The 22609-nt window shown below is 39.8% G+C and carries 18 protein-coding genes; 7 read left to right on the forward strand and 11 right to left on the reverse strand.

The features are described from left to right. The first annotated feature begins 185 nt into the window (after positions 1-185). The 4 genes from Q0954_RS11790 to Q0954_RS11805 all read left to right on the forward strand — a co-directional run bounded on the left by Q0954_RS11790 (position 186) and on the right by Q0954_RS11805 (position 3919). Positions 186-815 carry a TetR/AcrR family transcriptional regulator gene (locus tag Q0954_RS11790; protein ID WP_002701787.1) on the forward strand — a complete coding sequence of 210 codons (630 nt, stop codon included), beginning with the start codon at positions 186-188 and terminating at the stop codon, positions 813-815. A 158-nt stretch (positions 816-973) separates the two neighbouring features. Beyond that, positions 974-1522: a DUF2911 domain-containing protein gene (locus Q0954_RS11795; protein ID WP_299457037.1), complete on the forward strand. Its 549-nt coding sequence runs from the start codon at positions 974-976 to the stop codon at positions 1520-1522. 262 nt (positions 1523-1784) lie between these two features. Continuing rightward, entirely contained in the window at positions 1785-2846 is a 1062-nt protein-coding gene (locus Q0954_RS11800) for a sensor histidine kinase (protein ID WP_299457038.1), read from the forward strand. After that, positions 2843-3919: a histidine kinase gene (locus Q0954_RS11805; protein WP_299457039.1), complete on the forward strand. Its 1077-nt coding sequence runs from the start codon at positions 2843-2845 to the stop codon at positions 3917-3919. The genes Q0954_RS11800 and Q0954_RS11805 overlap by 4 nt, the downstream gene beginning before the upstream one ends. A gap of 33 nt (positions 3920-3952) precedes the next feature. Here Q0954_RS11805 and Q0954_RS11810 read toward each other — a convergent pair whose 3' ends face one another. Beyond that, positions 3953-6160: a tetratricopeptide repeat protein gene (locus Q0954_RS11810; RefSeq protein ID WP_299457040.1), complete on the reverse strand. Its 2208-nt coding sequence runs from the start codon at positions 6158-6160 to the stop codon at positions 3953-3955. A gap of 951 nt (positions 6161-7111) precedes the next feature. Further along, on the reverse strand, positions 7112-7576 hold the full coding sequence (locus Q0954_RS11815) for a ribonuclease H (RefSeq protein WP_299457041.1): 465 nt from the start codon (positions 7574-7576) through the stop codon (positions 7112-7114). Between the two features lie 150 nt (positions 7577-7726). On the opposite strand from Q0954_RS11815, the gene Q0954_RS11820 reads away from it, so the two are divergent. The 3 genes from Q0954_RS11820 (at position 7727) to Q0954_RS11830 (ending at position 11476) form a co-directional block, all read left to right on the forward strand. Beyond that, on the forward strand, positions 7727-8149 hold the full coding sequence (locus Q0954_RS11820) for a hypothetical protein (RefSeq protein ID WP_299457042.1): 423 nt from the start codon (positions 7727-7729) through the stop codon (positions 8147-8149). A gap of 293 nt (positions 8150-8442) precedes the next feature. Then, the gene (locus Q0954_RS11825) at positions 8443-11181 is read left to right on the forward strand and encodes a GAF domain-containing SpoIIE family protein phosphatase (protein WP_299457043.1); all 2739 of its coding nucleotides are present in this window, start codon (positions 8443-8445) and stop codon (positions 11179-11181) included. A gap of 76 nt (positions 11182-11257) precedes the next feature. Continuing rightward, entirely contained in the window at positions 11258-11476 is a 219-nt protein-coding gene (locus Q0954_RS11830; protein ID WP_299457044.1) for a hypothetical protein, read from the forward strand. Here the strand turns inward: Q0954_RS11830 and Q0954_RS11835 are convergent. The 9 genes from Q0954_RS11835 to Q0954_RS11875 all read right to left on the reverse strand — a co-directional run bounded on the left by Q0954_RS11835 (position 11463) and on the right by Q0954_RS11875 (position 22229). After that, positions 11463-12941 (reverse strand): leucine-rich repeat domain-containing protein, encoded by a 1479-nt coding sequence (locus Q0954_RS11835; RefSeq protein ID WP_299457045.1) that lies wholly within the window; start codon positions 12939-12941, stop codon positions 11463-11465. The two genes, Q0954_RS11830 and Q0954_RS11835, sit on opposite strands and share 14 nt — an antisense overlap. Positions 12942-12948: 7 nt before the next feature. Then, entirely contained in the window at positions 12949-14040 is a 1092-nt protein-coding gene (locus tag Q0954_RS11840; protein WP_299457046.1) for a hypothetical protein, read from the reverse strand. A gap of 22 nt (positions 14041-14062) precedes the next feature. Then, positions 14063-14566: a hypothetical protein gene (locus tag Q0954_RS11845; protein ID WP_299457047.1), complete on the reverse strand. Its 504-nt coding sequence runs from the start codon at positions 14564-14566 to the stop codon at positions 14063-14065. Between the two features lie 7 nt (positions 14567-14573). After that, on the reverse strand, positions 14574-15935 hold the full coding sequence (locus Q0954_RS11850) for a tetrahydrofolate dehydrogenase/cyclohydrolase catalytic domain-containing protein (RefSeq protein WP_299457048.1): 1362 nt from the start codon (positions 15933-15935) through the stop codon (positions 14574-14576). Then, positions 15928-16059, reverse strand: coding sequence for a hypothetical protein (locus tag Q0954_RS11855; protein ID WP_299457050.1), 132 nt, complete (start codon positions 16057-16059; stop codon positions 15928-15930). The genes Q0954_RS11850 and Q0954_RS11855 overlap by 8 nt, the downstream gene beginning before the upstream one ends. A 56-nt stretch (positions 16060-16115) precedes the next feature. Next, the gene (locus Q0954_RS11860) at positions 16116-16343 is read right to left on the reverse strand and encodes a hypothetical protein (protein WP_299457051.1); all 228 of its coding nucleotides are present in this window, start codon (positions 16341-16343) and stop codon (positions 16116-16118) included. Positions 16344-16554: 211 nt separating this feature from the next. Continuing rightward, a complete protein-coding gene (locus Q0954_RS11865) occupies positions 16555-17064 on the reverse strand; it encodes a hypothetical protein (RefSeq protein ID WP_299457052.1) in 510 nt (169 codons plus the stop codon). A 228-nt stretch (positions 17065-17292) separates the two neighbouring features. Next, positions 17293-18153 (reverse strand): hypothetical protein, encoded by an 861-nt coding sequence (locus tag Q0954_RS11870; protein ID WP_002706123.1) that lies wholly within the window; start codon positions 18151-18153, stop codon positions 17293-17295. A 14-nt stretch (positions 18154-18167) separates the two neighbouring features. Further along, on the reverse strand, positions 18168-22229 hold the full coding sequence (locus tag Q0954_RS11875; protein ID WP_299457053.1) for a hypothetical protein: 4062 nt from the start codon (positions 22227-22229) through the stop codon (positions 18168-18170). Between the last annotated feature and the right edge of the window lie 380 nt (positions 22230-22609).

Genomic DNA, 22609 nt, shown 5'->3' on the forward strand with positions numbered 1-22609 from the left:
ATTCGGCTATTTTTTAACAAAGTATAGCCTCAAAAGATGAGGTTAAGAATGTAAATTTATTTTGGTACCATTCCTAAATAATCTAACCTTGGGGGAAAAGCAACTTTTGAATAAAATATTCCTTTCAATATATTTTCCTAATTTTGTGTATTCACACCTTTTAAACCCTAACGGGTACTTTAATTATGGATAAAAAGCAATTATACATCGAGAAAACATTACACTTATTTTTGCAAAAAGGAATCAAAAACGTGACCATGAGCGAGGTAACACAAGCTTTGAACGTATCCAGCAAAACGCTTTATAAAATGTTTGACGGCAAAACCGGCTTGGTGCTTACCTGTATTAGGTTACACAAGTACCAAATGAGTGAAATGGCGCAACGCATTATTGACGAAAAAGATGAAAATGTACTGGATGCTATTATCAGCATTCATGATGCCTTTTTGGGTGAAGTGGTCCAGATAGATCCTGCATATTTCAATGACATTGCCTTTTATTATCCTGAGATATGGGAAACCGAGAGTTACTTTGACTTTAAGTATACCAAAGGCTTGATGATGAGGGGAATTAAGCAAGGTCTTTTTCATAAAAACCTTGACGTAGAGCTGGCAGTAGATACCATCGTGTTGTTGATAAGGGCCATGATAGAGCATAAAGACCTTCAGGGCAAGTATAAACAAAACTATGAGCCTTTGTACAACAGTATGTTATTGCCTTACCTCAAGGGGCTTTGTACCATGCATGGCTTGCAAAAACTGAGAGAATATCATAAAGCCAAGCTACAGGCTGCCCGAAAAGCAGAAGCCATTTAACTTTTCAATAACATACAATAATTGCTCTTTTTATTAAACTTTTCACTAATTTTGAATGTTCTAGTTACGACAAATCAGTCAAATAAATAGCAGGTTTCCAAGACATTAAGTAATCTTGTGAAAAAAACAAGCTTTTTTATATATACCAAATTTTACTTATGAAGAAAGTACTCATTATTCTTTTAGGCATTGTAGTAGTACTCGTGATGGCTTTTTGGGGTATACGCAGTTATACCAAACGTTATAGTCCTGATGCTACCGCAAACTACAGCAAGAATGGGCTTAAAATTGACATAAAATATTGCCAGCCGTCTAAAAAGAACCGAGTGATTTTTGGAAATATTGTGCCTTATGGCAAAGTATGGAGAACCGGAGCTAACGAAATAACCGAAGTAACCTTTAACCAAGACGTAACTGTAGGCAATGCCAAAGTAGAAGCGGGGTCTTATGCGTTGTTTTCTATACCTACCGAAAACGAGTGGACCATTATTTTAAATAGTGGCAACCGTACTTTCTGGGGACAACGAAGCTGGGGCACCCAATATGACAAAGAAAAGGATGTAACCAGGGTAAAAGTGTCTGCCAATAATACTGACAGTGTGACTGAGCGTTTTACAATTGACATAAAAGATGGCGAAAAGCAAGGAGCAGTTATTCACCTTTATTGGGACAAGTTAAAGGTAAACATACCTGTAAAGAAACAATAAACTGTGATAACAATACACAAATAAAAAGCCTGATCATTGTGAAGATGATCGGGCTTTTTGCGTATGTCACCTACTTAAGAATGAGATGGTGTAAAGATAAAGTGCTATTGCTATATCATTCCTTATTCTACAAAACACCCTTTGCTTTTAGTTTTCTTTGGACCCTTGATTATACCTGCTCGAGTGGTCAAAATCCTTGCTCAGGGGTTAACTATTGGCAAAAGCCCAAGGCTTTATTATATTTATAAGAAAAGGATAACAGGTGAAAAAGAAAGTTTATTATATAAGCATAGGAGCTGTTTTGGGGTTGATCGTGAGGGCATATATTTTGTTCAACAACGAAGGGCGTATGCCAGATATCATAAAAGAGTGGGACATTACCTTGTTGAGCGTTTTATTGGGCGCATTTTTTTATCCGCTTTTGGTTTATTGTAACCAATACCTGATGCAGCGCATTGATCGAAAGAATCATTTGATTCGTTTTTTTTGTGTACAGTTTGTCAGCCATTTACTCATTGTATTTGCGTTGTTGATACCTGTCTTTATTGTTTATGTCGCCATGTTTGGTCATTTTGCCCAAACCGAAGGACTTGCCTTACGGCCTATTTTTACCGATTGGTACAACAACCGGGGTACTTCGGGGGCTATAGCCATTTTGCTCATTGTGAGTACTTACAACACCGGAGGTTTGGCCGCCTATTATTTTACCCGCCTTCAGCAAACCCTACTGGAAACAGAACGTATTGAACGACAACAGCTACAGTCTCAGTTTTCGGTGCTTAAGAGCCAGATTAGTCCTCATTTTTTGTTTAATAGCCTCAATGCCTTGTCTACAATGGTGCATAAAGATGCCCAACAATCGGAGGTTTTTATCCGTAAGCTTTCAGACATCTTTCATTATGTACTACAAAACAGCCACCGCGATTTGATTTCGCTTCAGCAAGAGCTAGAGTTTACCAAGGCTTATTGTTACTTGTTAAAAGTACGTTATGGGCGCAACCTGGAGGTGAATATGACCATAGACCCTGCCAAAGCTCCTGGTATGATTCCTCCGCTTACGCTGCAAATGTTGGTAGAAAATGCCATTAAACACAACGAAATTTCTAAAGATCGTCCTCTGAGGGTACATATTGCTACTCAAAGCGATTTTTTGTTGGTACAAAATAACCTACAGGTTCGGCAGCAGCCCGAAGCTTCGTTGCATATAGGGCTCAACAATATTTTGAGTCGTTATGTTTTTTTTACCGATATAAAAGTAGAAGTATCCAAAACTCCAGCCTTGTTTATGGTCAAGTTGCCACTTTTAAAGCCTGTTGCCTCATGAATCGTTTGAACCCATACTTGCGTAAGCACCGCTTGCTGTTGGCTTTATTGGCGGGTAACCTGGCTTACTTTGTCAGCATATTTATTCACGATAGTTTTGATTTTATTCAACAAAACTACCACATTCCCGATCATTTGTATGCCCTGCTTATAATGGGGATTTTTGTAGAAACTTTGTGGGCAGTAGCAGCCTGGTTAGACCAATGGTTGCCTGTTAAGCATCAATTTAAGCAACGGGCAATTATTCAAGGTTTGTTTAGTTTGGGGGTAATGGTGGGGTTGATTGCCTTGGTCGATGCAGTAATGCCTAGTTTTACGCTCAATACCTTGAGGCATTTTCAAGAGCTTGAAGATGTAGCACATTCGGTAGTGATTAAAAAGGTAAGGGTGTACTCTACTTTTGGGTTTACGGTGGTATTGTTGAACATTGTGTATTTTGGCTGGCGTTTTTTCCGGGATTTTCACGTGGCACAACTCAAGGCAGAGCAACTGCACAAAGAAACAGTGGCGAACCAACTACAAACTCTCAAAAACCAGATTCATCCCCGCTTTTGGTTTGCCAGCCTTGAAACTTTGATTCAGCTGGTACACCAAGACCCTGATTTGTCAGAAAAGTTTATCAAAAAACTCTCCTTGTTTTATCGATACAATATTACCAACAGCGAAAAAGAATTAATTACGCTGGCCGAAGAACTTGAGTTTGTCAATATTTACATTGATCTTATAAATATTAAAAAACCTGCAATGCTCAAGTGGCATCAGCAATTGGCACCTGATACGCTTCAGTATTTGTTACCTTCCAAAGCATTGCAAAAAGTATTTGAGCAGGTTTTAGAAACCCACCTGTACGATGCTATTCGGCCACTGACGCTTATATTAAGCACCAACCATGAAGCAAATCTGATAGTGACGTATAGTGGGCTCAAAAAACTGCATGCCCCTGAGTATATTACCCAGGATTGGTTGGTTGAGCTCAACCAGATTTATCAGTTTTATACCCCACAAAAAGTACAAGAACACACTCAAAAAAAACAAAGTCAGGTAGTATTACCTTTGTTACAAGTAGATGGGTAGTTGTGCTTAAAAAACATTGGGTTGAAAATGTCGCTAAACCGCGTCAAAAGTCAGAATAAACTCATTGAGATTTTTATCAGAGTCTAACCCCATTTTTTGGCGCAAGCGGTACCGTTTTACCTTGAGGCTTTCCTGGGCAATGCCCAGCAAGTCAGAAATTTCGCGCGAACTCAGGTTGAGTTTAAGCAAAGCACACAAGTGCAGGTCGTTGGAGGTAAGCACTGGATAGCTGTTTTTTAGGTTGGCGTAAAACTCAGGGTGAAGTTGCTCAAATATACGTTGAAAACCCTCCCAGTCTTTGTCCAGGTTAATGCCGTGATCAATCAGGTTTGCCAGGCGTGAAAACTTAGCCTTGGCATCATTCAAATCTTTCTGTTTGCGTACTTCACCCACCAGCGTTTTCAAATCGTTAAGAATCTGGTTTTTCTGTAGCATATGCAATGTTTGTGAAGCCAATTGCTGGTTTTTGAGTTTTACCTCGCTTTGCAACTTCTCTTTTTCAGTATCCCTGCGAGCATTGGTTTCTTGTACAATTCTTTCATTGGCATCCGATATTTGTTCATTAAGCAGGGTCAGTGCACGGTTACTTTTTTGTTTGCTAAAGTAAAACAGCCATAACACCACTACCAGCATGAGGGCTACGCCCAAGCCCATATAAGTAACACGCTGGGTATACTTTCTTTGTCTGGTATCTTTGGCAAACGCTGCCCGTTCTTTTTGTTGGGCAAGCGTTAACGCTGTTTTTTCTTTCTTAAAATCAATCGTAGCTGCCAGATAAGCCATTTTTCTTATATTTTCTGTATTAATCAAACTATCTGATATTTGGTGGTATAGCTTGTAGTTGGTCAGTGCCTTGGTGGGTTTGCCCACTGCTTCCAGACAAATACTCAGTCCTTTGAGCGCATCTTTGTAATTGAGAAGATTGCCTGTTTTTTTGCCAATATCAGCCGCTTTTTGGTAATAAGTCATTGCTTCATTGTATTGCTTTTGCAGCAAATAATTTTTGCCCAAGGTATTATAACTCTGGGTCAGGTCTTCGCTCATTCCCAGTTTTTTTCGTATATCAATCGCTTGATTGACCCATTTTTCGGCTTTGGTATATTGCCCGGCTTTTTGCCGTATGATAGCCATTCCGTTGTAAGCCCACCCTAAAATTTGTTGGTAGTCAATTTTTTTGCCCAACTGTATACACTTTTTGTAATAAGCTTCGGCTTGTGAGTGTTGATGGGTATGCTCAAAAATCAACGCCAGGTTATTATAAGCAGTCGCTATAGATTCCTCATTTTTGGTATCCAGACTAATCTTTAGGTTGCGTTCATAATACTCTTTAGCCTTTGGATAATCTTTTTGTTCATAATACAACACCCCTATATTGTTGATTGTATTGGCGAGTCTTTCTTTGTTGTCGCGGGTTGGCTTAAGCTTTTCCTGAATAGCCAATGCTTTAAAATACATGGTAAAAGCCTGTTTGTAGTTGCCTTTACTGCTGTACACCATCCCTACATTGTTATACGTATTGGCCACTCCCATACTATCTCTGGACTTTTGCTGTATTGCTAATGCCTTTTGATAGCTCTTCAATGCTTTGTCATAGTCACTTTTGGTTTGGTACATTTCGGCGAGGCAAGCATACACCTCCATGGTGGTTTGGGTATCTTTTAACTGTTGGCTTAGCTTTAGGCATTGGGTATAATAGCTCAAAGCTTTGTCATAAATTTTCAGTTGGTCGTAAAGCAACGCCATATTAAATCGGGTAGACAGGATTACCTGAGGTTTTTTGAGTTCTTGAGCAAGTGCAATTACTTGTTGGCAGTATGCTTCAGCCTCTTTGGGCGATTCTTTGTAAAAATACACAGCCGCCAAACCCTGGTATGCTTTCATTTCGCTGGCTTTGTTTTGGGCTTTGCGGGCTACTTGCAGGGCTTTGTTCATGAGTACCTCGGCTTGGGTATAGCGTTGCTTTACAAGGTGTGCCCAACCTCTAAGGTAATGGGCGTTTGCCAAGCCTTTGGCATAGGTGTGTTGGGTGGCCAGGCGAACCGCTTTGGTGTAATAAAGGGCAGCTTGAGTGGTGTCAGATTTTTGCAGATGGCGGGCAAGCTGGTTATAAGTATCTACTCGTTGTTTATGCGGCAACTTGGTGATAAGTACCCTTTTCAATGAGTCAACCTTGGCTTTTTGCTGAGCAAATGCATAGCAATACATTCCCAACAGACACACAACTATTAAGTGTTTTTTCATACCCACTGCTATGTTTGATGATTGGTTTGTTGTCACCCACTGTGATAACACATAGGATTTAACATAAAAAAAGCATAAAATGCAATGGTAAAAGTAACACTTTGCCTTCATATAATCCAGTCATTGGGCTAAACATACGCATTTGATGCAAGAAAACCACTCTAAAAAGCTCTTGTATAGAATAAACCAGTTAAACTTACATATCTCCGTTTCTACGGTACAAATGTCTTATCTTTGCCTTATCAAAAAACAATTGTTGTGCAGTGATCAAAGCTTTTTCAACCCCGCACTTTATAAAAATAATTCTATAAATCATTACAAAACTTCTTGTTCAACCCTTTTAATGTATAGAACATTGTTTAATGTTTATGCTTTGAGCGCAAAATTTTAATTTTTGATTTCAGGCGAGGCGTGTAAGACGGAGTTTAGCAGGGCTAAATCAGTATTTACACAACGAAGCATGTAATCAAAAAGCTAGTTTTGAATCATTTGGAAAACCGCAGCCCTTTAGGGCAAGCTCAGCGAAGCTAAACCTTAAACAAGCTCGTATTACTATATATTAAAATCTTTTCTTTCACTGAGGCAAATCAAGTGCAATGAGCACGCTTCAGAAGCTTGCGATCTGTCTTAACCAGCAGACGTAGTTTAATTATTAATTAAAATCACAAAGTAAAATGTTACAAGAAAGTAAATTGAAAAGGGGTAGGGTAGACGATCCGCTAAATCCACCGCCACGCCCTGAGTATCGCTAGTAAATAATAATTTAGTTTATCAAAGAAGAAAGAAAATCAGAACCGTTCAATAACTTTAGTTTATTGAGCGGTTTGTTGTTTTTTAAGGGTGGTTCTAAAGCGAGGTTGTTAAAAGTTGTAATTTTTTAGCGTATGTTATGAGTCAACCCTTGCCTTTCGGCTAATTTTAAACCAGCTGTAAGTTTATGAAGTATGTTGGTTAGCTTCTCAAATACTCTCTTAACACTTTACGCACCCACTTGTCAACCCTGCGGTTGTGGTTGGGCAAATCGCCCTGCTTTTGGTGGGCTTTTACTTTGTAGAATTCTACCTCAAGCCGATCCAGTAGACCAAAAAAAACTTTGAGTAAATCGGCATTTTGTCTCACAGTACCTTTTTTAGTAATAAAATTTTCTTGCACAATTTTCTTGCGTCGGGTAGGCAAGTCTGCTACATACTGGCTATCGGTATACAAAGCTACTTTAGAGAGAGGTGTTGCTTTTTTCTCCGTATAACACAAAGCCTCTATTACGGCAGTTAGTTCCATGCGTTGGTGGGTAGTATGAGTTGCAATGCCCTGTAATACTGTGTCTTCTTCGTTGTTGGCAGCAAATATTATAGCTGCCCAGGCACCCGTTTGGCTAGGAGGATGACAAGCCCCATCGGTATATATAGTTAAAATCATGTGTGTTGAATTATAAAGTGGATGTTTGTTTAGTGTTTTGATAAAACCACAGATTGTGTATATTGTAACTCAGATGATTTAAACACCATCCATTTTCCCGGCATTATGACCCAGTTCAAAAAAACACTCACCAAATACACTGTTAAAACAATGCTTGTTGTACAGGCGTTTTTGTTTCGATATAAATTTCTTAACTTCTTGGGGTACACCCTCAACCATTTACTGGCTTGGAGCCGCATTATTGCCAAAAATATTCAAAAAACCGATTCGCCCGGCAAACTGGGGGTAAAGTGGCAACAAGGTTTTCCGAGCATGAAGCATGTGCCCATTACCAAAATAGATGCCCGTACGGTATATGCCGAAATTCATACCCCTTGCCCTTTGCAGGGGTCGGGCGACGTAGAAGCTTGTTATAAAATGATGAGTTTTGACCGAACAATTGCCAAAGCTGCCGGAGGGCAATTTGTGGTGTTAAAGTCACAAGCACAAGAGGGCGTGTACAAATGCAAAGTAGCTATGCGCCTTAAGGGGGAAGATATGAGCGACTTGTTGCCAGCCCATCTACAAGACTAAGTGCTGGTATGGTGAGTAGCCCGCTGTTGACTACCCAAAAATATAAAACCGCTCACTTGTGAATAAAAGGATAGCTGGCTATATTTGATTTTAGCACCTACTGCATTTATTTTTGCGTAGGTAACCTACATCTGACAAACAGGTGTGACAGATTTTAAGCATACTATTTCTTGTAGCTCATTGCTCCGATGTATATTGGCATCCAATGGCGTGTAGCTATTTATCACAATATATCGCCCAACTAATAGCAAAGTCTTTTGGAGAACTCTTCCTCGAATAAAATAAACAGTGAAGTGGACAAGCACGAAAAGCCAGTGCAAGCCAATGGTTCCACGCAAAATACCTTGCCTTCTAATGGGGAACATACCCAAATAAACGCAGTATCGGATGTAATAAAAACCGACCCTAAACCCACCCAGCATTTTACCCAGCGCTATCGTTTTGCCCTTACCATTACTGCCCTCATGTTTCTTACCAGTTATTTGTTGATTAGTTATGAATTGAGAGATCAATCGAAATATACCCAACAGATCAATGATGTGGGCAAGCAGCGTTTACTGAGTGAACAAATTGCCAAAACAGCATTGCTCATTCAACATTGCAATAGCGCCCGCGACTGTAAAGACAAGGTAGCGTTATTTCAGAAAATGCTCAAGGTATGGAAGGTGCGTCAGGCAGAGCTACACTATGGCGACTCTACCAAAGGGGCAATGGTGCAAAACAGTGATAGTATACGGGCAATGTATCAACAAACCGATAAGTATTACCAGCCCTTGCGCCACGCCTGCGATCGTTTGGATGCCCTCATCTTAAAAAAACGAATCAACCGATTGCTCATCAAACGTGCTGTACAGTTTATTTTGCTCAACGAAGACGACTACATCAGACAAATGGATGCTATAGCCAATCAATACGACCAAGAGGCTAAAACATCTATCCGTCGTTTGCACAACATTCAAATAGGCTTGCTCTTGATTGCCTTTCTTACCCTTATTTTGCAAGAGTTTCAAATATTTCAACCTGTAGTGCGTCGCTTGCAGTTGTACCTCGATGGCATTCAAAAAGCCACCAGTCAATCGCAGCAAAAAAATCAGGAACTGGAACAAGCCTACGACTCGCTCAAAGAAGAAGAAGAGCGTACTCGGCAAAACTCGGAGGTGTTGACCGAGATTAACAACAACTTGTTGCGTACTCAAATGGAACTGACCTCGGCGCACGACGAACTAAAGCTGAAAAACCGAGAGCTAGAAGAAGCCTCAGAAATTATAAGTTTGAACGAAAAGCTGGAAACTGCCCGTTTTTTCGATAATTCAGTGAGTCATTTTTCGGCGGTGATGAACTGGAAAAACAACCAGGATTTGTATAGTTGGAGCGACCACTTGCTTACTCACCTGGTGCCTTTTGTGAATGGGCTTCAGGCGGTTATTTATGCCTTTGACGAAGAGCAACAACGCTTGCTTGCTACGGGAGGACATGCGGTAGCCAAGGATTTTTATGAAGTAAGGCAACAGCTCGAACTGGGCGAAACAATGGTGGGACAGGTAGCCAAAAGCCGTGAAGCCATTTATGTACAAAACATAGAAAGTAGTCATTTTGAGACCCTTTCGGGAACTTCTGAAATTTATCCGAAAAATATTTTTATTCTGCCGTTGATCTACAACGAAGTACTTTGTGGCGTGCTGGAACTTACCAGTATTGAGGCTTTTGAAGAGCGTCACCTGGAGGTGCTACGTCGTCTGAGCGAAACCATTGGGGCAAATCTCAATGCTTTGCGTAGCCAGACTCAAATCAACCACTTGTTGCTAGAGTCGCAAAAAGCCCAAAAAGAACTCGAAAATAGCTTGTTGACAATTCAGCAGACTGAAGAGCGTTTTCGTAAGCTTGCCGAAGTAACCCAAGAAGGTTTATTGTTTTTGAATGAAGAAAGCCTGGACGTAAAAGATGCCAATCCGGTGTTGTCGCGTATGTTGGGCTATAATAAGGTAAGCGATCTGCAAGGCAAAAACTATTTGATGTTTATTGCCCCAGAGTACCGGGTAGAAATAGAGCAAGTGTCTATTATAGACAAACGTGCAGTGCACGAAACGATGGCGTTGCGTAAAGATGGTGACACGTTTCCGATTGAACTACAGGCACGCCGGGTAACTTACAATGAAGATACTATGGTGGTGTTGTCGGTAAGGGACATTACTGAACGTAAAAAAACCGAAAAAGAGCTCGAAGAAGCCAACCGTATTGCCAGCCTGGTAAAAGAACTCGAAAAGAAAAATAAAGACATTACGGCAAGTATAGAATACGCCCAGCGCATTCAAGAAGCTATTTTACCTAACAGCGATATGTTGAAAGGGTTTTTGCAGCATTTTGTATTGTACCACCCCAAAGACATTGTTTCGGGAGATTTCTATTGGATGACTGAAAAAAACGAGCATACCTTTGTAGCAGCTGTAGACTGTACCGGGCACGGGGTGCCAGGCGCTTTTATGTCGTTGATTGGGTATTCTCAGCTTAATAAAATCATTATTGAGCAAGGGGCAGTACGACCCGATGAGATTTTGACCAAGCTCGATGCTGGAGTAAGCGAGGCTTTGCGCCAACAAGAAGGGAAGTCTAAGTCACGCGATGGGATGGACCTGGGGTTGATTGCGCTTAATATTTATGAGAAAAAACTGAGCTTTGCCGGAGCCTACCGTCCGATGTATTTGGTGCGCCAAGGCGAATTGCTTGAGTACAAGGGCAACTCTTTTTCGATTGGTGGAAACTTTAAATCTAAAAAGAAGAAAAAGCAGTTTACCCAAATTGATATAGAATTGCAAAACGGTGACACCATTTACATTGCTTCTGATGGTTACGCCGATCAGTTTGGCGGACCGCATAACAGAAAGTATATGACCAAAAACTTTAAACGTTTTTTACTCACTATTCAACAATTTGACCTGGAGCGTCAAAAAGAGATGTTGTACCATGAGCTACGCCAGTGGCAAGGCGAGCATCGCCAAATGGACGATATTTTGGTAATCGGCTTGAGGTTTTAAATGTATGCTTGCTATCAACGAAGGCGACTTCACCCAGCATGCCCCTGGCTATTTTGCCCACTGATGGTACAATGTTTTGGATGATTTGCACAATGTGTTCCCAGTTGTAGGTAAAAAGCTTACCCTTGCCCTTCTTCCCAAAGCCCTTGATCTTGTTTTTGATAAAGCGCATGATTTTAGCCATCAACTCATCCACAGGCTTCTTCAATCGCATCAATATCTTTTTGATGCGGGCGCTTACATTGCCCAGGCGCATCATGCGCGCGAGGAAGTCATATTTTCTAAAAATCAATAATTACTTGAGAGTATTGCTCTAATATTTTTTTTTGTTTTTGAGGATGTATGGGGTTATTGCTCAACTTAATATACTCTATACTAGGAGGGATTTCAAAGTCAATATCTGTCAGATTGTTATTGGATAAATCTATAATTTGTAAATGAGGAAATTGTGTGGGAGAAATCTGGAAAAAAGATATTTCGTTAAAGCTTAAATAAAGTGACTCCATTGACTGATAAACTATTTGACCTAAGCCTTTTACTTCCTTGAGTTTGTTTCCCATAACAGTTAAATCTTTCAAATTGGGAGGAAGCTGAGTATAGCTATCTAATTTACTAAGTTGATTTCGGGAGAGGTTAAGCTTTGTAAGCTTTTGTAGTGCTATAAGGTGATCAGGAAAATTAGTAAGAAGGTTACCTGAAAAATCCACTTCTTGAAGCTCGTCTAGGTAAGCGCAAGTTAATGAAATATCTAAAAGTTTATTATCAGACATATACAACCTTTTTAATAATTTTAGATTGCCAATGCTTTCTGTTAATTTTTCTATTTGGTTATGATGCAAGTTTAACTCCTCAATTGATTTACAGTTCCCAATAAACTCAGGGAACTGACTAAGTTGATTATTACTTAAATCTAATAACTTTAGACGATGGAGCTGCGCTAATTCATTTGGTAGCTCCTCAATTTGGTTAGCTGCCAAATCGAGCACCTCTAAACTAGTAAGTGTTGCAATTGTTTTAGGGCAATTTTTTAATGAATTTTTGAATAGGGTAAGTTCTTTTAGTTTTTTTAAGGAAACCACACCATCAGGTATTGCCTTTATATTGTTACTTGTCAAGTACAACTTTTCAAGATTAACCATCTTCCCTATAGAGTCTGGTAATATGGTTAGCTCATTATTATTTAAATTAAGAACCTTTAAAGAGGTCAGTTTCCCAATATTACTGGGAATTTCTTTTATTTGATTTTGCATCAGGTATAGTTCCTCAAGGCAAGAAAGAGGTAAAACTTCTTCAGGAAAACTAGTAAACTTATTGTAACCCAGATTCAAATGAGTAAGCAGGCCAAGCTCGGACAAAGACAAAGGAATATTACTTAGTTCATTTGTTTCCAAATCCAAAAAACATAACTGGGTCAGTTGATTGATTTCCTCTGGGATTTCTTGTAGTTGATTATCAACTAAAGATAACTTAGTGAGTTTAGCGAGTTGAGTAATTGCTAAAGGAAATATCATAAACATATTGCCACCAACCACACTCCCTAGAATCAATTCTTCTAGGTTTGTTAGGTTAGCAAAACTCTCAGGAAGTTCCTTAATTTCGTTTCCATCCAAATGCAGTACTTTAAGAGAGGATAAGTCTGCAATATCGTTAGGTATGGAGTTTATGTCATTATTACTTAATTTAATGGATTCCCATCCTACAAGTTCTTTTACTGGGGGAAATGTATTTAAAAATTGATTGCTTAAATCTTGCTCCTTCATAAATGTATTACAGGCTTTGGTAAGGTTGTATCGTTTTGGCATAAAAATCCTTTACTGCTTTTTTGAGTAAAGGATCTTTTACTGCACTTTCTAACATATCTAAGTTAAGAAAAACAGTTTGTTTTTTGAACTTCTTTAATGAATTCACAGAGTTCTCAAGCTGTCCACCTTCTCTACCTTCATAAATATCTAAATAATACAAACTAAAGTCAATATTAGGATATTGTCTAGCAAGTTTGGTAAGCACTCCGTTACATCTGTTTAAGCAAGGAACCTTTCTTACGGCAAGCTCTACCTCTTTTGGGTCTTGTCCGTTATTTTGTTTTTTGTATTCATCAAGCAAAACAGGAAATTGTTTTGCAAGGACTTCTTCTGCATGATCACCTTTAGGTACATTTCGAACGTAATCTATTGAAAGAGGATTATTATCAAACTCCCAAGCAATCCATACAATCCCTTTGACACGATTATTAAAATGCTCATGAATATCCCATAACAATGCTGCAAAGTGTTCTGGACTGGCTTTTACATAGACCTTTTTTTCCCATTTATCCTTTCCTCCTCTTATGGCTACATCTTTTAGCCCTTCAGGTTTTAATTTTTTTTCTACATTGTGTGCTATATTTTCAAATTGATCTTCATTTTTTAGATTATGATGACGAGTAAGTTCTTGTTTGGCTTTTTCTTTAACCTTTTTACTCTGAGGAGTATCCTTCCCATCCTGTTTGTTCTTCTCCTTCTCTTTACCCCCCTTCTTTTTCTTCTTAAACCCTCTCAACTTCTTCTTAATCCAAGCCATTACCTTCGCCATCAACTCATCCACAGGCTTCTTCAATCGCATCAATATCTTTTTGATGCGGGCGCTTACATTGCCCAGGCGCATCATGCGCGCCATAAAGTCGAGCAACAGGGGCACAAAGTTGGCGAGGGTGTTTTCAATAAACTTGGCGGCTTCGCCCAGCATCCCCATGGCTATTTTACCCACCGACGATACAATATTTTGGATAATCTGCACAATGCGTTCCCAATTGTTGATGAGCCACATGGCAAAGTTATTACCTTGGGCATAAAATAAAACCTTGCCCAAGTTAATGAACATGGTTTTTATTTTGGTGGTAAACTCATTCCCATTCAGGATCACCAAAACCATCTTGTAACTCCCAGTTGAGTTCTTTGAGTATAGGACGCATTTTGCCAAGTTCTATTCCAGACAAATACTCTGAGAAGTTTGATTTTATACGGATTGTTTCGGGAAGCTTTCCAAAACCAAACTCATGTACTATCTCAGGGATCACTTTCTCCAAAATTTCATTGCCCAGACTTTCATGAGCCGAAAAACCACCATAATGTAGAAACCACTCTATTTCACATTTATCTATTGCTAAATATCGTCTAAACCTTTCAATAATCATCTCGCTTAATCCATAAAAACCTAATGCTACCCCTGAACCATCAGCGTTACTCTTGAGCTCTGATATTACCACAATCACTTTTGGTGTGTCTTTCCAGATAAATAGTCGTAAAAGGCAATGCTCCTGAATACTCTCAGAGTTCATCCATCTGAAAATAGTTTTCAGGTGCTGAACACCATCCTGTTCAGAGATTATGACTTTTTTATTTTCCATCAATACTTTATTTATCAAAAACAACTTTAAGTTTCAATCTTGCTCCATCCTCTTTGCTTTCTATATTGTCAGCCTCTACCTTCCAAGAAGGTACTTCAATTCCAAACAACTTGGCTACCCGCTCCATTAACACTGCCATTTCTACAGGACCTGTCCCCCCAGGCACTGGTGTTACAAATTTTGTTTTGCTTTTTGCCGTAGGGTCTACATCTCCTTTTACATTTTTGGAGGTGAGCTTATCTACATTTTCTAGAGGAACAAACCCTGTATCAACAATGAGTGTATGATCACCTTTCAAATCCTTTCCTTTTATTAAGCCCTCTTTGCCTACGGTAGAAATGATGATGTCATATTTTTTCATCAATGCCAAATCTTTTCCTTGATAACCAGAATCATCTACTACCCGTGGGTCTATTATATGAGGTTCTACTCCTTTTTCTCTCAACATAGTAATTACACCTTCACCAATAAAACCTCCCCCTCCTAATACTACGATCTTTTTGCCAGCTTCTGCAAAAGGCTCAACAATTCGTACGATACCTTCAGAAGTAGCTGGATATTTAAACATTCGCTTATCCTTGTCTCCTGAAAGTGCATCTAAATCTTTTTTAGGATTTAATTTTTTTACAATATTCTCTAATCCCTTAGGGGGAGGAGATTGTACAATAACAGCTCCTATGTTCGTATCTTTATTAAGAGAATCTATCACACGAGCAAACTCTACTTGGCTAATATCAGTAGGTAAAGTGCGCATTTCAGCTTCTAAACCTAAGCCAAGGTTTTTTCCTGAGTTTTCTCCAGTTAATTTACCAAAAATCTTCTCTTTCTCTCGTGCCGAACTCAATGATGCTCGGTGTTTTACCCAGTAAGGATCACTTTCGTCAATAGTCCAAGTAATTACAACTACTTTTTTCTTTTTCTTTGGTTCAGCTTTATCAAATATTGGACGATACTTGTTCTTCACTTCACGTCTAGTTACCCCCCCAAACACTTGAACGGCACCTTTATAATCTTTCTTAAGCTCTTCCTTAAACTTCTTTTTAAAATCTTCAAGAAGTTTTTCAGGAGATTTAATCCCCTTACCTCCCCCTTTGCCATTATTGTTGGCAGGGAACTCCTCATCGATATTATTAGGAGCAATTTTTACCCTAAAGTCAATATCTTGATCTTTTTTCTCTTTCTCGAGTGTACCAAAGCTTATTTTAAGTTTTATACCCTTCTTTAGTCTCTTTTGATACTTCTTTTCCAGTAATTTAGCACGACGAGTTTTAGACTTATAAAATTTACTAAAGGTATTGTTTTTCTTTTCGGGTTTTTGAAGTTCTTTTTTTATCTCCTCAAAAATTTCCCTATGCCTCTTCCTATCCACGTCCGTTACCCCATCTTTGCCCTGGTCCTTCTTCATGTCCTTTTTCGTCTGGTCTTTGGTCTCCTTCTTCTTCTTGCCCTTCTTCCCAAAGCCCTTGATCTTGTTTTTGATAAGGATCAAGCAAGTTATCGAATAAAAAAAGGGCATAAAGCCCTTTTTATATAAACTAGCAAATGTATCTTACAATAGATTGATATTAAATGAACGAACTACATTTAATGGTTCATTGTCTGAGTTTGTAAAATTTTCCAATCCGTAATGTGTAGGTATAGCATACTTTGTTGATGTCTCATCAACTTCTATCTCTAAACCAATATTATCTTCTATAGTTCTAAGTGCTTTTTCTAATCTAGGGGCGTTTAACTCATAAACTTCAAACTGTTCATTACTTTCAATGTCATAAGGCAACCATACATCTGATCTTTCGCACCTTTATTTAAAAACTTGCATTTAATAAGTATCTGAAAATCAATCAACTACAATAAAACATTATTTCAGGTTAAAAACGAAAATTCATAATTCACACTGTTTTGTCGTACTTTTACGTGGTTAGGCTAATTTTTTAGACTTCATTATTAAACAGTATGTACTAAAAAGAAAATTCACAAAATAAAGTATCTTATTTTTTAATTTGAAAAAATAATATTTCGTGAAAATGGTGCGAAAGACCAGATACATCAGATTGTGTACGAATAGTAAAAACATACCCCATAATAATATCTATGCTTATCCATATCAGATTTTTGGCAAAATATGGCTTGGTTATGTCCTCAATCAAGCCATCGCCAAAACAGTCGATCATCATTGGATATGCTTGTGTTTTTTGGCATTCTATTTTTAAAGTATCTAAAAAAGTGGACTTCACCTGGTCAAAAGGTAGTTTTTTTACATCTATTACAACCCTTTCTTGAGTACTTGATGTAGGCAGAGTTTCTTGCTGAGTATTCTTTACCCAATCATGCAAAACTAAATGATCAAGATAAAGTAATTTTTCATTATAAAATATGTTAAGTATGCTTACAAGCTTTGATAGCATGCTTTCATATAATGAAATATCAACATTTAAAAAGGTATCACTGCCTTCAAGATACCACTCTCCTATTGCCTTATTTTTTTTATCTATTACCATTAGAATATCATATTACTTCCATCCTTAAATTCTAGTAATACCCTAATATTACGACTAGCCATATGGGTACTTATTAAATCACTAAGTAAAACTTGTGAACCTGCAGATTCTTCCGTGAGTTGAGAAAAATCAGCTTTTGTTTGATTTACCAATATGGTCTTCTTCAGCAGATGATAGCGTAAGCTTTCGCCTACGCTAAGGTACCTTTTGGTTGGGATAAAATTCGCCTTATAAATTCTGAGTAAATGCCTCGTTAGATAAGTCTTTATGTAAACCTTTGAGCCAAGTCCTACCATCAGTTACACCATAAAATCCTCCATCTAATTGTACCATTTCTGTTAATTGGGTGTTATTCTTGTGCTTCTCAATGGCATACACTAAAGAATCAAGAACTGCTTTTACATAATCTGGATGCTGTTTATGTTGAATAGCCCATCTTTCTGTAGGTATATTATCATACGCCAATAAAAAGTGATCTCTCAAAAAGATTTGTAAAACTTGCAAAGGATTTTCGTCTACTAATAATTGCCAGGCATTGGCAGGACGAGCTTCCAACACAGGAGCCAATTGCTCAAGCAGCATACTCTTAAGTGGCTCAAAGTCTTCATCCATCTCCTCTATGTTTCTTCTATGAAGAGTTGCCACACCTACGTTTGCCCCTAGTTCACAAGAGATCAAACCTTTTTGGGCATATTTAACAAGCAAAGGAGGTATTAAGTGCAATTGATGTCCTTCCATTACATCTTCTAGATCTTCGGCAAATGGCTCATACACTAAGTCATAGGGGTCACAATATATTAATTTAAATAGTAACTGAGTATCAAGACTTAATTCCCATAACTCACAAAAAACAATACCAAAAGGTAATTCTAGTTTATCAGGGGCGAAGTTTCGTACTTCAACATCAAATCTATCTAGGTTATCTGCAGGATCACTTTCATCAAACCACTCACAAACAGATGTAATATCTTCATCAAGAAAAGCTTTTTTCCCAAATTTGTTTTTAAAGTGATCGTTAATTAGCTTCAAAGCTTCCACACGATTTTTTTGCTTCCAAGTTTTGAATGCTATAAAAAAAATATTTGACATGTTTTATTGCATAATTACCCTCCATATTTATCAGAAGGTATGTTACTAATAATGTTTTGCCTTGTATTACCAGGGTCTACTGGCATTTGCATAAATTGTGCCTTGGATATACCAGGGAAAAATGCTTTCCAAAGATCTTTTTTACTCGTTCCTCCTTTTCTGTAAGGTATATTTAGTAAATACTGCCTTGGATTATCCACTGCTAACCCACAATCTTTCATTGCCAGTACCCCTTCTTTGTATGCTTCATACTTAAGATAGTGTTTGCCATATTTTTTACTCAGTATTTCTATTTCTCGTGTATGTTTAGACAGTTCTTCGCGAATTCTTATTGCTCGTTCATAATGATAAGGGCTTGTTGAAGAGCCTGTATAAGTCCAGCCAAACCTTTCTGCTGCCGCCGCTGAGTTAGAGTGCCCGTCACCTGTAGCAGTGGAGCTACCTACATTTTTGTATAGTTCTTTTATATTTAGCTCTATCTTCAAGAAGTTTTCATGAATTTTAAGTTCGGCTAAATCTTTCAGGTTATATTGTTCAGCACGTTTTACTATTTGTTTTACCAGTGTTCTTAAAAACTTTTCTGTCTTGGCTTTGTAAGCTTTTTTATCAATCTGCCCAGAACGCCATTGACCATGAGCCACTTGAACGTCATCAAAGAATTTTGTCCTTAAATCTTGAATTTTACCTTTTACAAGGTTTGCCAAATCTCTATCTGCCTGGGAGTTCTTAATATTTTTGGCTATTTTCTCTAAGGTTTTTATTTGCCCTTGAATTTTTGAGAAAATTTCACGTTCAATTTTACTCGCCATTACAATTTTTACTCCTTTATTTTGAGTAATAGCACGAACATGATGCGACTCTCCATTCATTGAGAAGGGCACTTTGATAGAAGCAGGTGGAGCTTGATCTTTTTGATTCTTATTATTTTTGTCTTTTTTGACGTCTTCCTTCTCTTTCCCCTTATCACCCTTCTTTTTCTTCTTAAACCCTCTCAACTTCTTCTTAATCCAAGCCATTACCTTCGCCATCAACTCATCCACTGGCTTTTTCAATCGCATCAATATCTTTTTGATGCGGGCGCTTACATTGCCCAGGCGCATCATGCGCGCCATAAAGTCGAGCAACAGGGGCACAAAGTTGGCTAAGGTGTCTTCTATAAACTTGGCGGCTTCGCCCAGCATCCCCAGGGCTATTTTACCCACCGACGATACAATATTTTGGATAATCTGCACAATGCGTTCCCAGTTGTTGATGAGCCACATGGCAAAATCATAAATCATCAAAATGGCTTGCACAATGGCCCCGGCGGGGTTCAGCATCGAGAGTATTTTAATGGTGGCTTGCTTTACTACCGACACAATCAACCAATTCTGAATCTCGTTGATCACCATGGTTTTGATCTCCTCGGCTTTTTCTGCCAACATATCCCATACTGCCTCCACAAAACCCTTCTCCTTGATGGCTTGCAACAGCTCCAGTCCGGCGCCTCCGGCTTCTTCGGCGCGCGCCAGGTTTTCTTCGCCCACCTCTTTGGCAATGCGGGCGCGCAGCACCGTCCAGTCGAGCCCCATGACCTGTAACACCACCGAAAAAATGCCCTTCAAATCCCATTGTTGGGGCAGGTTCAAGCCGGTGCCTGCCATTGCCCCCGTGAGCCAGGCAAAGAAACCGTTTTTGAGGTGCTTGCCAATGTTGCCCACAAAGTTGTTGAATCCCTGCCCCACGGCATCGACCATATTTTGGAAAAAGCCCATCGGATCGGTCACTATCTTGGTGAGCACCTGTTTGCCTTGGTTAATAATTTGGTCGATTTGCTCGGTGCTAAACCCACTGCTGGAGAGTACCCACTTAAAGAACTTGTAGGCGGCATCTACCAGAAACTTCGCCAGGTTGTGCAGCAAACCCTTCAGGCGTTCCTTTATTTCGGCTATTTTTTTGTCTACCTCCTCAATGGCCTTTTTGCGGGCAGTGTCCAGGTATTTTTTCAGCTCCGCCGCTTTTTTGTTTACCTTTTGGTCGAGCTGTTGTAGTTTTTTGCTAATGTCGGCGTAGGCACGTTCGGCTACCTTCTTGAAGGCAGGGCCTTGCTTTGCCACTATTTTTTCTAAGTCTTTGTGGGCTTGTTTGATCAACGCCTTGCACGCCGTTACCTCGCGTTTTACATAGCCCAAGATATGCTTTACCTCGCGGTCTATAGTGGCAATAAATTTCTTACGTTCGTCCTCAAAAATGGCAATTACTTCGGGCAAATTGCTGGTGTCTTCAAAGGCATAGCGCACCAGGTTTACCACCAACGCCCCCGGTATCAGGTTCCAACCCGTATTGAGGTAGCGGTCGTTATGAAACTTGCTCAAGCGGGTATTTACATTTTCCGAAAATGCCGCAATTGCCTTGTCTTTTACCCGTTTAAAGCGCAGCTTTATTTCGGTGTCGAGGTCGCTCAGCTTTTTGTTTACCGTGTCGCGGGTGCGGGTATACACCGCGTCCATTTCGGTGGTGAGCCTGGCGCGCTCCATTTCGTATTGCGACTTGGCACGGTCTTGCAGCCCACGGCTCGCCTTGAGTTGCTCGTCGCGGTTTTTGCGCATTTCGCCTCGCTTGGTTTGTTCCTTGCTTTTTAGGCGGCGCCCCATCGTAGCATTGTGGCTTTGGACGGCTTTTTCTATATTGGCGGGTCCTTGGGTGGCACCTTGTTCTATGCCTTTGTCAGCGGCCTCGGCTGCTTTTAGAGGTTCGGCGCCTTCTACATCCTTTCGGCTAATTTCCTCGCCTTCGCCTATGCCTTCTGCCTTCCATACATTGACACTATCGGCTTTGGTCTGTTTGATCGAGGCAATGTCCTGATCGTTGATTTTTACTTCCATTGCCTTGGGGTCTACCACGGGGGTTGCTTGTATAGGGGCTTCGTTGCGCAGCGGCGTGCCAGGGTCAGGACTGTCTACATCGGTAGGTTCTTGCACCAGGTGGTTGTTGCGTACCTCGCCCACGGCACCCTCTATGGTTTGCCCAAAGCCCTCCAAACTTTTGATGGTACTTTGGTTAAACTTTTCCATGTACGCCTCATCTTCGAGCTGTTCTTTGGTGCTTGGTATGTTTTTCTGGGTTTCTTCCGCCAGCTTTTGCTGTGCCCCGCCTATGTCTTGGCGGTAGTTTTCTTTAGGGCGGGCGTTCATCTGGGTTTTTATGCCTGCTTTGCGTCCGTCGTTGAGTTTGTCTTGGGGTGTTTCTTGTTTGGCTTGGCGTGCCTTGCGCGACTTGGTGCCTGCGGCTTCCTTCTTTTTGGCGGCTTCGCGGGTTCGTACCGTCTTTTTTTCGTTGGCGGTGAGCCCGGCTTGGGTTGCTCCTTCTTTTTCGCCCTTAAAGGTACTCATTTCCTCGGTCATCTTACCTATCACAAGCTGCTCTTTGCCGTAGAGTTCGGGGCGACTAATGTCTATGGTGCGTTTGCCACCTTCGCCTTTTAGTTCTTGGTTTGAGCCTTGGGTAGGCACCTCTTTTTCTTTTGGTTGATCGCCATTGGGCAAACGAGGCACAGTGCCGCCATTGGGCGAAGCCTGAGTCGCAGATTTGATAGTAACCTCGCGGTCTTTTTTCTCAGGTTTGGTTTTTTTAGAGGGGGTATCCACCGTCTCCTTGTCCGAGCCAGTGTCTTTTAGCCTTGACACTTCAGAGGTTTCAGTAGTCTTATTTGGTTGTTTAAGGTCTTGTTCGAGCGTTTTTTCTATGTCTTTCTTTGGGTCTTTTTCCGGGGCTGGCTCTTTAGCCTCCTTGTCCAATTGTCGTTGTTTTTGTTCGTCCTCGTAGCGTTTTTGGTACCAAGCCAGGCGTTGGGTATACCAATTGCCTTGATTTTCCTGCTCATTTTTGGGCTTGTCTTTGGGCGTGGTACTGGTTTCGTTTTGCTTGGAGGTAGGGGCTTGCTCAGGCGTGTCGGGTGGTGTATTTTTTTGCTCGTCTTCGTACTTTTTCTTATAAAAATCAAAACGTTGCCAAAACTCTTCGGGTGAAATTTCTTCTTGCTCGTTTTTCTTTTTTTCTTTGCCCGTCAGGTGGCTATAGCGTTTTTTGTGTTCCATAGTGAAGCTGCCCCGATAATGTTGATGATTTGTGTGAATTTAATGGTTTTAGGCATATAAAAAAAGATATAATTATTTTAATATCCGATGGTGGCTTTCTCACTGTCACCAACGATCACGTTCCTTAATGCAATGCTCCGTAGTGATTTTAGTCAAAGTTGTTTGCTGGTGATCAGTTATTGATGAATTTAAAAACTATTTAATGGGGTGTTTAGGCGTAAAGCCGAAACACTTTTAAAAATAAAGTGAGTACGCAATTTGAATATACGCCACTGGTTTACAGTATTTAACAAGGTGAACGATTATCGATAAATACTATTAACTACGCTTTTTATAAGTTGCTAAAAATCAACGTGATATAAAAGTGTGGTTACTTGTGA

Origin of the sequence: uncultured Microscilla sp. (genome assembly GCF_947493425.1) — a bacterium.
Classification (GTDB): Bacteria; Bacteroidota; Bacteroidia; order Cytophagales; family Microscillaceae; genus Microscilla.